Origin of the sequence: Bacillus sp. 7705b (assembly GCF_002289525.1) — a bacterium.
Classification (GTDB): Bacteria; Bacillota; Bacilli; order Bacillales; family Bacillaceae; genus Bacillus; species Bacillus halotolerans.
The window spans coordinates 1-12,850 of record NZ_NSDH01000074.1 but is presented as its reverse complement, the minus strand read 5'-3'; the positions used below and the strand labels follow the sequence as shown (position 1 = coordinate 12,850).

Genomic DNA, 12,850 nt, shown 5'->3' with positions numbered 1-12,850 from the left:
AACCGCCAGAAAAGCGCAAGGCCGTCCGATCCGGCGTCAAAGCCGCCTGACGTTCAAACAGCCCGTGCAGCGTCGGAGCTAACGCTGAAACAGCTCCCGTCGTATTATATTCAGCAACCATTTTCTGTGTTTTGTCTTTATCTAGTAACGTCATCTTTGAAACAGGAAGAGAAGGATCAGAGATGACAGCTGAAATCATATTCTGTAAATAATCTTTTATCTCAGCTATTAAGCCAGGCTCATATAAACCTGTATGAAAATTGATGCGCACGAACAATGTGCGGCCTGGAATCACTTTGACGCTGCATCCATAATTAGTCTCCTCCGCCATCGCAAAGTTTTCCACTGAGAAACCGAACGATCCAGTCTGGTTTAGTCCTTCAATTTCTTGCTGGGTCGGCACGTTTTCAAACACGATAATATGATCAATGAGCTCTTGTTTAAGAGCACTCTGTGCTTGAATGTCATATAGAGGGAAATAACTGTATGCTTCTGCTTCAGTCATTTCCTTTTGTATCCGGCTGACCAGGCCAGAGAAAGAAAGAGCTTTGCTTTGGACCCGGATGGGAATGGTATTGATAAAAAGGCCGACTATATTTTCTACATCCTCCAGCCCAGAGGGCCTGCCTGAGACGACTGATCCGAACACGGCATCGTCACAGCGATTGAATTTTTGCAGCAAAATCCCCCACAAAGCTTGGAAAACGGTGTTAAGCGTTGCACCGGATGCTGCTGCGATTTTCTGCAAATCGGACGTTTCTTTTTCAGAGATGGTAAACGTGACCTGCTGTAATTCACCTTCTGATACTTGCTCGTTTCTTTTTGGCAAAGAAGAAGCTTTCTCGAAATGCTGCAGCCGCTTTTTCCAATATGCAGCTGCCTCTTCACGATCCTGCTGCATCAGCCATTTAATATACGTTCCGTACGGCTGAACTGGCTGCAAATATGGAAGCCGCCCTTCTCCCAGCGCTTGATAAATATGGAGAAAGTCTTTGATGATGATGCCTAAGCACCATCCGTCCATTAAAATATGGTGATGGCTCCAGATGCACACGTAACGCTCAGGCGCCCATTTTAAAACGGATATTCTCATCAGTACATCCGACTGAAGATCAAAGCCCCTTTTTTTATCTTGTTCCTTGAATGCTTCTGTACAATGTTCTTTCTCTCTCTCATTAAGATGAGAAATATCTTCAAAATGAACATGGCAAGGACGGTTTTTAAGCACCACCTGACGAGGTTTGGCTACATTTTTGTAGATAAAAGTCGTTCGAAAGATTTCATACCTGTCAAAAACAGCGTCCATACTTTTCTGGAAACGGTCTAAGTCAAGCTGCCCATTGATTGTAAAAGACGCCTGTTCAAAATAAGCTCTCGACTGTTCATCATACAGCGAATGAAAAAGCATCCCCTCCTGCATAAAAGACAAGGGATATATATCCTGTATTTCGGGTTGCTGCGGCATCAATGAATCTCCTCTCCTATAATTTGTTGACGGCCCCCATAATCTCACTTAAATCCTCCAGCGTTAAATCCTCATCAGTAAAATCAGCGGCACTCCATTCGCGTTTTTCTTTGCCCGCGCAATGCTGAATCATGTTTTCAAGCGCATGTTTAAGATGATCGGCTAATGCTTGTACGGTTTGTTTCTTAAATTGAAGACGGTTATAAATAATGTGCATGTGCAGGCATCCTGATGAAACGGCTCCGCTGATATCTAACACATAAGGCCGCTCCCAATCCGGGCTGATTTCATTCCCTGTCTTAATATCAGAAATCTCAAAAACTTTTGATTGAACATCCTGATCAAACTGGCCTAAGTAATTAAAGCTGATTTCCGGGTCGCTGTACTCAGAATCCCAAATTTTGTTGATATATTTCAGCACTCCATAGCCTGCGCCTTTATGAGGTATGCGGTGCAGCATGTCTTTTGTCTGTTTAATGTGTCGTCCTAGCCGCTCACCTTCATCCGTATGGTCAGAATCACTCATATCAAGCCATACAGGATAAATTGAAGTGAACCAGCCTACTGTTCTGTTCATGTCAATATTGTCAAGATAATCTTCTCTGCCGTGGCCCTCCATACTGATTTTGAAATGGTCAAGTCCCGTCCATTCCTGCAAAGCTAGGCCTAAAGCAGTCAGAAGGATATCATTCGTTTCCGTGTTGTATGCATTGTTTGCACCAGTTAACAGCAATTCTGTATCTTCACGAGACAGCTCGAAATCAATTACTTCTGTATCTTTGAATGAGTTCGATGTGATCGAATGATCTTTGGGAATACGCTCAATATGCCGGTTCTCCCGCTCATTCCAATACGCGATTTCACGCTGCAGACGACGGCTTTTTGAATAGTCAGCCAATGTTTGTGCATAGGTGAAATATGAATCCGTTTTTTCCGGCAGTACGATGGGTTTTCCTGAGACTGCCTGTTCGTAAGCAATTGAAAAATCCTCAAATAAAATGCGCCATGAAACGGCATCAATGACTAAGTGATGGATCGTCAGAAACAAATGGTCGCCATCTTCGGCTTTAAACAAACCAGCATGAAGCAAAGGGCCAGTCTCCAATCGAATGGTTTGCTGAATTTGGTTTGCCATTTCTTCAATCTGTTTGTGTGCTTCGGCTGACAAGCCCTGTGCATTTCCGGCTGTATTTGAACGATGATCTCTTATATCAAACAGATCGAAGGCATATAGCTCCTCATCCGGAAGATCTGCTCCTCTGTTAACCTGTACAGGCTTGCCATCTTTGTAACGGCATATGATTCTCAGTGCGTCATGATGAGTCACCAAGCTTCTCAGCACATTTCTGAGTGCAATGTCATCAAATCGTTCAGACCGGTAGAGCATGACAGATTGATTAAAATGATGGGCTTCCAATGATTGCGAGAAAAACCATTGCTGTACAGGTGTCCAAGGCAGCTCGCCTTCGACTGGCGTTTGGTCAATTACGCGTACGGCTTTTCGAACGCGGGCGGACAGTTCACCAAGCGTCTGATGCTCAAACATCTCACGCACTGTCGTTTCATAGCCTCGCTGCTTCAGCCGTGCACACACCTGCAACGCTTTTATTGAATCCCCTCCAAGCTCAAAGAAATTCGCGCTGACACCTATCTCCTCCGCTTCGAGCAGTTCCTCCCAAATGTCAGCCATCACCTTTTCAATCTCATTTCTAGGGCTGATATCATTCTCAGTTTGAGCGCGCTTATCTGGTTCCGGCAGGGCTTTCTGGTCGAGCTTGCCGTTAACCGTCAGCGGGATGCTGTCAATCTGGATCAAGCGGGCAGGCACCATAAAATCAGGCAGAACGGCTCTCAGGGCAGCCCTGATATCTGCTTCATTTACGACCTGTCCATCTTCCGCAACCAAGTAAGCATATACAGCGGATCGGCCTTGTTCATCATCTCTTGTGATGACTGCCGCCTCTTTGATTATTGGAAGCTGAAGCAGAGACGCCTGGATTTCGCCGAGCTCGATGCGGTGTCCTCTCACCTTTACTTGATCATCAATGCGGCCCATATATTCCAAATCTCCACTTGCCAGACGCTTTGCAAGGTCTCCGGTTCGGTATAATCTGTCTCCCGGAAGATAAGGATTAGGTACAAATCGGGCCGCGGTCAGATCATCTCTGTTCAAATATCCCCGGGCTACCCCTTCTCCGCCAATATACAGCTCTCCTGGAACTCCTGTAGGCTGAAGATTCATATGAGCATCCATTACATAAGCCTGAAGAGTTGCCAGCGGTTTTCCGATATTGCTCTTATTTTTTTCTATATCAGCTGAGGACAATTTCTTATATGTCACATGTACAGTTGTTTCAGTAATGCCGTACATATTGATCAGATCAGTATCAGGGTATTTCTCGTTCCAGGTTACAAGCATGCCGGGCTGTAAAGCTTCTCCGCCGAAAATAACGTATCGCACATGTAATCGGTCCGTATGGTTTTCTTCTTCATGAATGAGTCCGTAAAAAGCAGTTGGAGTCTGATTGAGTACTGTGACGCCTTCGTTTTTTAACAATAGGCGGAATGCATTTGGATCGCGGGCTGTTTCTCTGGAGACAACAACCAGCGTACTTCCATTCAGCAACGCTCCGAACATTTCCCATACTGAGAAATCAAAGCAATATGAATGAAATAAAGTCCAAACGTCCTCACTGCCAAAATCAAAAGGCAGATCCTGATGCTTCAATAGACTAATCACATTGCGGTGCTCGACAACGACGCCCTTTGGCTGCCCAGTGGTTCCAGATGTATAAATCACATAAGCTGGCTGGTCTGCTAATGTTTCTTGCGCTTTCAAATCAGGCGAAATCAATTCGTTTTCGGCGTCATTCAGGTATAAAATTTGCCCATGGTAATCCGCCGGCTTGTTGTGTCCGTGCTCTGTCAGGAGAATTCTTGCCCCGCTGTCATTCAGCATAAAGCTGATGCGTTCTTGAGGATATTCAGGGTCAATCGGCAAGTATGCCCCTCCGGCCTTTAGAATAGATAAAACGCCAATCACCATATCAGGCGATCGATCAAACAATAAACCGATAATATCCCCTGATCGGACTCCTTGTTTCATCAGCATAGCCGCTGTCCGTTCTGCTTTTTCATTCAGGTCGTGATAAGTCAGCCGTATATGATCGCATACGACTGCGGTATGTTCGGGATGTTCAGCTGCTTGTTTTTCAAATAAACGAACGATGCTTTCATCTCTTGGATAGTCAGCATAATGACCCATCGTTTCAAGAAGCAATTCGCGCGCTGGAGCAGAAAGCAATTGCATTTCCGAAAGCTTCATATGGATATCAGACGTTATTCCTTTCACCAGCTCAATAAAATGGGAAGCCCATCTTGCAATGGTCTCTTCTTCAAACAGCGCGGTACTGTATTCGAAGCGGCAGCGAATGCCATCGGAATGCTCCTCAGCGTGTAATGTCAAATCGAATTTAGATACATTGTGTGACAGCGTTACAGACGAGATAGATAAACCAGGCACTTCAAACCGGAAATCTTCGCTGTTTTGAAGCACGAGCATCGCGTCAAACAGTGGATTGCGATTTACCTCCCGTTTCGTTTCAAGCTTATTGACGAGCTCTTCAAAAGGATAATCCTGATGCTCGTATGCAGTCAGAGCAAGTTCGCGAATTTCCTGCAAATAAGAGCTGAACGTTTTGCGGCCCCCAGGCTGGCATCGCATAGCTAATGTATTGACAAACATCCCGATGACTCGCTCCAGATCAGCGTGCGGTCTCCCGGCAGCAGGCGAGCCGACAACGATATCCTCCTGCCCGCTCAGTTTGGAAAGCATGATGGAATAGACAGACAGAAGGAGCATATACATCGTCGTTCCCGTTTCAAACATCAAGCGGTGCAGTTCTTCCGCCGTTCTTTTATCAATGTTTACTTCAAATGTTCCGCCGCTGAAATCAGGCAGAAGCGGCCTCGTTTTATCAAGCGGCAAATCCAATACTGGAAGGCTGCCGCCAAGCTGCTTCAGCCAGTAGGCCTCCTGTTTGCTGTAATTCGTTTTCGGAAACTTCTCTTGCTGCCAAACCGCAAAATCCTTATAATGCAGGTTTAAAGCTGGAAGCTCTTTTCCGCAATAAAGATCAGTGAATTCTTGGACGAGTGTACTCATAGAGATTCCGTCAGCAATGATGTGATGCATATCAAGCAACAAATAGGCTCTTTCTTTTTCGAGAGATATCAAGCTTGCTCTAAAAAGCGGTCCCGCGGTAAGATCAAACGGTTTGATAAAGGACGAGATCACAGACTGCAGCATTTGCTCTGATCCAATTTCAAGCTCTTTTAGATCAGCTGCCAGCGCCGGATGAATCTTTTGCACTGGCTCTCCGTTGTTCAGTTCAAATGCCGTACGCAATGATTCATGTCGATTCACAAGCTCTGTGAGAACTTTTCTCAATCTCCCGCGATCCAAATGTCCTCGCAGTTCCAGTACCGCCGGCATGTTGTAGCCTGTGCTGTCATCTGCCAACTGGTAAAGAGCGTATAATCTTTTTTGCGAGAAAGACAGCGGATAAACATCTCTAAAATCCGCAGGTTCAATCTGCGTAAAAGCATGCTCACGTAAACTCATCAGTTTGGCTGCCATACTTTCCACGGTCGGATAAGAAAAAACGTCACTGAGCGGCAGCTCGATATTCAGCCGTTTATGTATTCTTGATACGAGTGTGGCTGCTTTTAAGGACTGTCCGCCTAATTGAAAGAAATCATCGCGTATACCGATTTGATTTTTGTTCAGCACCTCTTCCCAAATGCGTGCCAGTTCAGTTTCCATTAAGGTTTGTGGCGGCATGTACGTTAAGCTAGTTGTGTTTTCTGGTTCCGGAAGTGCGGAACGGTCGAGCTTCCCGCTGGATGTTAACGGCATTTGAGTGATTTTGATGATGCTTGCGGGAATCATATAGGACGGCAATGTACCGGCAAGATACTGGTGCAGATTCGGAAGGCCGTTTCCTTTTTCCGGAACGATATAAGCAACGAGTTCCTTTTCCTCATCAGAAACATCACGGGCCAGCACTGCAGATTCCTTCACTCCAGATGCTTGCCGAAGAACAGTTTCAATCTCACTTAATTCAATGCGATATCCCCTGATTTTTACCTGATCATCAAAACGTCCAATATATTCAATCGTGCCATCAGGCAGGAAGCGCCCTGCATCTCCGGTTCGATATAAGCGTTCCCCTTTGAGGAATGGATGGTCTGTGAATGCTTTCTCTGTTAGCTCTGTCCGCTTATAGTACCCCCGTGCGAGACCCGCGCCGGAAATACACAGTTCACCCGCCGCGCCTATCGGCTGCAGTTGCTCTCCTTGTAAAATATATACTTTTGTATTGGCGATCGGGTGTCCGATCGTGATTCTCTCTTTTTCGTTCAGATGACGAAGGATTGTTGTTGCCACGCTGTTTTCTGTCGGTCCATATTCATTTGCAAGTTCAGCGGAGGGACAAATCTTTCTGCTAGTCTCAAGCAGGTCAGGAGTCACTGCCTCGCCCGCAAATGTCACGATACGAAGACTTTGTGCATCTTCAGCAGTCAGCACTTCTAATAACACCCGGTACAAGGAAGGAACAATAAGCATATGACTAACCTTGTATTGAGCTATTTTCCGTCTAAGGGCGAGCACGTCCTTCGCTTCGTTATCTGTTGTCAGCAGCACGCATGCGCCGGACAGAAGCGGAGTAAACAAGCTCGTCACGCAGCCGTCGAAAACATAGGAAAACAGATGAAGTGCTGTATCCCCTTCGCTCATGCCGTACTCTTCCCGTCTCCACTGCAAGGTATTTGCAATTCCTTGATGGTCAACGAGCACTCCTTTTGGCCGTCCTGTCGTTCCTGACGTATAGATCAGGTAGGCAAGCTCACCAATCGATGCATCAGGAGAGTCCGTTCTGTAATGTGTTGTATGTCCTGATGTCACAATTCTTCCTTTATAGCCTGACGGGATGGATGAAATAAGTTCTTCTTCTGTCAGTAAGAGAGCTGCTTGACTGTCATGCAGCAGAAAAGAAAGCCGCTCTTTCGGATAACTTGGATCAAGAGGCAGATAAGCGCCTCCGGCTTTCCAAATTCCAAGCAGGGCAGCAGCCATGTCCATTGACCGTTCCATCATCACAGCGACAATCCCGCCAGATCCAGCTCCCTTTTCTATCAGGGCGTGTGCAATCTGATTGGCTCTTTCATCTAATTGCCGATATGTCTGGCACTCATCTCCCATTCTCAAAGCATCCGCGTCAGGTGTTTTGAGAGCCTGTTCCTCAAACAATTGGGATAGCGTTTTGCTTGGATAATGGCGCTCCGTTTCGTTAAACGATTGAATGAGCTTACGTTCTTCAGGAGGCACAATGTTGATGCTGTCGACAGCAATATCGGGATTTGACAAAATACAATCCATTGCCTGCATGAGGTGCCCCTGAATCCGAAGCACCTCTTCACGTTCATAAACGGCGGCATTGTAGCTGAATTTAATATAAAATGATTCACCTGGAACGATGACAACGTTAAGGTCATAGCTGGTTTGTTCTGACATAGAAATGTCATCTAGCTTCAATGCGTTTTCGTCATTTTCGCTTTGCCTATTGACTGCCTGCTGAAGCTGTACAGGATAATTTTCAAAGACAAGAATATGATCGATCAATCCTTGCTTCAAAGCACTGCGGTTTTGAATCTCATAAAGCGGATAATAACCATGCTGCTCAGAACGTAAAGTATCCTCCTGCACGGATTTGACAAGCGTAGAAAATGCCATTTTCTCTGCAGATCGAATACGCACCGGAACAGTGTTAATAAACAAGCCGACCATTGACTCGATCCCATCAATCGCTGACGGACGTCCGGAAACAACAGAGCCGAAGACCGCGTCATCCGTACCGTTGTAACGATGGAGAAGAACACCCCATAGACTCATAAATAAAGTGTTTAATGTAACTCCCCAATTTTGGGCAGCTGCTGTCAATTTCTGAACGATAGCCGGCTCTAAAGAAAAACGGATATTTGCGGCTTCATATTCCCCATTCGCTGAGCGGCTTTTTAGTTTAGGAATAGAAGCGGTATTGCCGTACTCCTGCAGGTAATCTCTCCAGTATGCAGCGGTTTCTTCTTTATCTTGTTCTCCGAGCCATTCAATATAACGGCTGTACGGCACCGTGCTGCCGAGCTGTACAGGACTGTTATTTTTAAGTGAGTCATACATGCTGAAGAATTCTTTGAGGATGATGCCCAGGCACCAGCCATCCATGATGATATGGTGATGCGTCCAGACACATGTATATGTGCTGTCTCCTCTATCAAAAAGCATGAGCCGCATTAACGGATCTTTTTGCAAGTGAAACCCTTTTTCCCGGTCCTGCTGCATAAATTCTTCTATCAGAGCAAGCTGCTCATCATGTTTCAGGTGAGAAAGATCTTCCCTTTGTACGGTCAATTCACGGTTTGTCAGCACAACTTGCTGCGGCCCAGTGAGGTCTGGAACCTCCTTAAGGAATATGGTTCTGAAAATATCGTATCGGGAAACAAGAAGATTTAAGCTCTTTTGAAACGAATCGATACACAGGCTGCCTGTAATGGTAAACGAGGTTTGTTCCACATAGGCTTTAGAGCTGAAATCAAGCAGTGAATGAAACAGCATCCCTTCCTGCATGTACGATAACGGATAAATATCTTGGATCTGCGTTGCTTGCGTCATCAATTCCACACACCTTTTCCAAAAGTTAAAGATCTTTAATGAGATTTTCGATGCTAGATAATGCGGATGGCGTTAGTTCTTTGTTGCTGAAATCGCTCAGCGTTTTTTCTCGTTCTTTTTTCTTTGTACAATGCTCAATGATCTCGATAAGATGACTGTGAAAGCTGTCCATCAAACACTGAATTGTGTTTTCGCGGAATACCCGGGTGTATACTGCTTTGACTTGCAGGCGTCCGTCTGTTATCAAAGCATTAATATCGAGCTCGTACTCTCTTTCTCTCTCCCCCGCTATTTCGTAACGAGGCTGATAAGAAGACAGTTGAAACAAATCAGAACCCTGACCTTCGCTGAATTGTCCAAGATAATTGAAGCTGATCTCAGGCTCTTTATGCTGTATGGCTCCCTTTTGTACTAATAAGCCGTAGCCCGTTCCCTTGTGCGGCACTCTTCTCAGCCTGTCCTTTGTCGCTTTGATTCTGTAACCGAGCTGATCTTCAGATGAATGCGGTGCACTCATGTCCAGAAGGATAGGATAAATAGAAGTGAACCAACCTACTGTTCGTGAAATATCAATATTCGGAACATGTCCTTCTCTTCCATGGCCCTCAGCGCTGATCACAATTTGTTCGTGTCCGCTCCATTCATAAAGCGCCATTCCTAAAGCAGTGAGCAAAAGTTCGTTGGCATCAGTACCATAGGCTTGCTGCGTTTCAAACAGCAGTTTTTTAGTCCAGTCACTGGCTAATACAAACGCAGCTGTTTCAGCACTGCTTTGATGCCTGTCCGACTCAGCCATGTCCTTAGGCAGAAAAACGTTATGGGCATCTAAAATCGTTTGCCAATATGTTATTTCTGATAACAATTGCCGGCTCCCGGCTATCTGTGCCAGACCGCTGGCATATGATAAATAAGAATCGCTTTTCGGCGGCAGTTTGATCTCTGTTTGCTCCAAAGACTGTTGGTAGGCTGCAGCTAAATCTTCAAGCAGAATCCTCCAAGAAACGCCATCTACAGCGAGATGGTGGATCGTAATCAGCAAATGGTCTCCCTCTGTCGTTTTAAACAATCCTGCTTGCAGCAAAGGTCCTTCTTTTACATTCATATTGCTTTGAATCACGATTTCCTCAGCGGCAAATTTTTCTTCCGAGAGTGTGCCTTCTGCCTGTTCCTTTGTCCAATCTACTAGATGAAATCCGAACAGTTCATTTTCAGTAATCTGAATTCCGCGATTGTACTGAACGACACGCCCGGTATGATCCTGTGTAAACACCATGCGAAGCGCGTCATGATGCTCAGTCAATTTGCGCAGCGCTTGGCGAAGCGCGTCAGCATGAAACCCCTTTTCGCTGAAAAGCATGACCGATTGGTTGTAATGATCACGAAAAGCATGACGCTGATCGAAAAATTTGCTCTGAATCGGTGTGAGATCCGCTTCACCTTCGATAGGCCTCTGTTCTGCCTGAGATATCAATGGAGTGATGTGGCTGCTCAGCTCATGAACTGTTGGATAACGGAATAAATCTTGTATAGTCATGCTCCAGCCTTCAGCTGCCAGCCGGGCGGACACTTGCAGTGCTTTAATAGAGTCTCCTCCAAGCTCAAAAAAGGAGTCGTGAATGCCAACTCGAGACACGCTCAGCACGTCCTCCCAAATCTGCGCTGTCATTCCCTGCAATTCGTTGACCGGTGCAGTATACGGCCGCGAGAAACCTTCATTTGGTGCCGGTAAGGCTTTTCTGTCCAGCTTCCCGTTTAATGTCAGCGGCATAGTTTCCAAAGGAATGATATGCGCAGGAATCATATATGCCGGCAGCATTTTCGATAAAGCACCGCGGAGAACCGTTGTATCGGCATCTAAAGGCAGAATATACGCTGCCAAACGAGCCTGTCCATTCGTATCACTTTGAACCGCTACAACCGCTTCATTGACAAGTCCGGTTTGGAGAAGCACACTTTCAATTTCTTCTGTTTCGATCCTGTACCCGTTTATTTTTACTTGATGATCTATCCGGCCAAGAAGCCTGAGAGTGCCGTTTGGAAGCCAGCAAGCCAGATCCCCTGTTCTGTAGAGTCTTTCTCCAGATACAAATGGATTTTTTGTAAAATTCTTTTCCGTTAATTCAAATTTTCCGTGATAGCCCTTGGCAACGCCGGCTCCGCCGATACAAAGCTCGCCGGCAATACCGATCGGCTGTATTTGGTCAGTCTGGCTGAGTACATACAGTTTTACATTGGGAAGCGGGATGCCGATCGGTACGCTGTCTCCCGAATACTCTTCACCCATATTCATTTCATAGTAACTTGAATCAATCGTGGCCTCTGTGACCCCGTAACTATTGATTAAGCGCATTTTGTTTCCGAAACGGTCCGCCAATGTTTTGAAATCATGGGCTTTCACCATATCCGAACCAAGAATAAGGATGTCTAAGTCAGGAAGACTGAGCTGGTTGCGGTAAACATATTCCATAAATGGGACAATGAGTGCCGGTGTTGACTCCATGATCGTGATACGCTGGCGGTTCATCAATGCATATAATTCAGCAGGCTCAAGCCTTGTTTCATCAGGGCAAATGACTAGAGTCCCTCCGTTGGCCAATGTTCTCGCCAAGTCTCCTGAAAAGACATCAAAGGAAAAACTCGCCATTTGAAGCAGCCTGACAGGCATTTGATCGAGCTGATATATGCTGCGCCATGCAAGAACAGCATGAGCAAAGTTGCGGTGCGTAACGATAACGCCTTTAGGCGCACCGGTTGTTCCTGACGTATAAATGATGTATGCCGAGTCCTCCGGGGCAGGAGATGAAGCAAGGTTGCATTTTTTTGATTCATAGAAACTTTCATCATCAAGACAGATGCGAGAAATATCACCTATATCTGAGCCTGCAATCAAATGCTTTACTTCATTCTGTAAAAGAAGAATTTCAGCCCCGCTGTCTTTGAGAAGATATTCAATCCGGGCTTTTGGGTAATGAGAATCTATCGGAATATACACGCCGCCGGCTTTCATAACGGCTAAAATACCAACAATAGCATCAATGGAGCGCTCCGCTAAAACAGCAACGATTGGCTGCGTCTCTTTTCCTTTTTCTTGCAGTGTGCGCGCCAGACGATTGGCTTTTTCGTTGAGATGGCGATAGCTGATCTGTTTTTCACCGTCCATAACAGCAATATGCTCCGGTGTCTCTTCAGCCCTCTTTTCAAACATGCGATGAAAAACGATATCAGTTTGAGAACATTCAACGTGGGTTTTGTTGAGTTCTATCAAAATCTTTTGTTTTTCTTTTTCGCTAAGTATATTCACTTGTGAAAGAGTTGTATTAGGATTTGACGTGGCAGCACGCAAAAATTCGGTAAAATGAGCCGTCCAGCGTTCAATTGTCGTTCTCATAAATACGTCGGTACTAAATTCCATGTCACATCTGATGACTCCATCTGATTCAGCCGCAATCAACGTCATATCAAATACAGAAATTTGATGAATAACATTTGCAGGCCGTGCTTTTATGTCTCCAAGATTAATGTCTTGTTTGTCCATATTTTGAAGAATAAACATCGCATCAAACACTGGATTTCGGCTCATATCCCTTGTCACGCCAAGCTTGTCGACAAGCTCTTCGAACGGATAATCCTGATGTTCGTAAGCTTCCAAGGCA

The 12,850-nt window shown here is 45.5% G+C and carries 2 protein-coding genes and 1 pseudogene; all 3 read right to left on the bottom strand.

What is annotated here, in order from left to right; translation table 11 throughout:
* The coding region (locus CJU60_RS21225) for a condensation domain-containing protein (protein ID WP_255238366.1) at positions 1-1,465 on the bottom strand (1,465 nt) is incomplete at its 3' end.
* 16 nt (positions 1,466-1,481) lie between these two features.
* Positions 1,482-9,197, bottom strand: coding sequence for a fengycin non-ribosomal peptide synthetase FenD (gene fenD / locus CJU60_RS21220; protein ID WP_095714851.1), 7,716 nt, complete (start codon positions 9,195-9,197; stop codon positions 1,482-1,484).
* Between the two features lie 25 nt (positions 9,198-9,222).
* Positions 9,223-12,850 (bottom strand): annotated as a pseudogene (locus tag CJU60_RS21215) (non-ribosomal peptide synthetase); the annotation flags it as partial.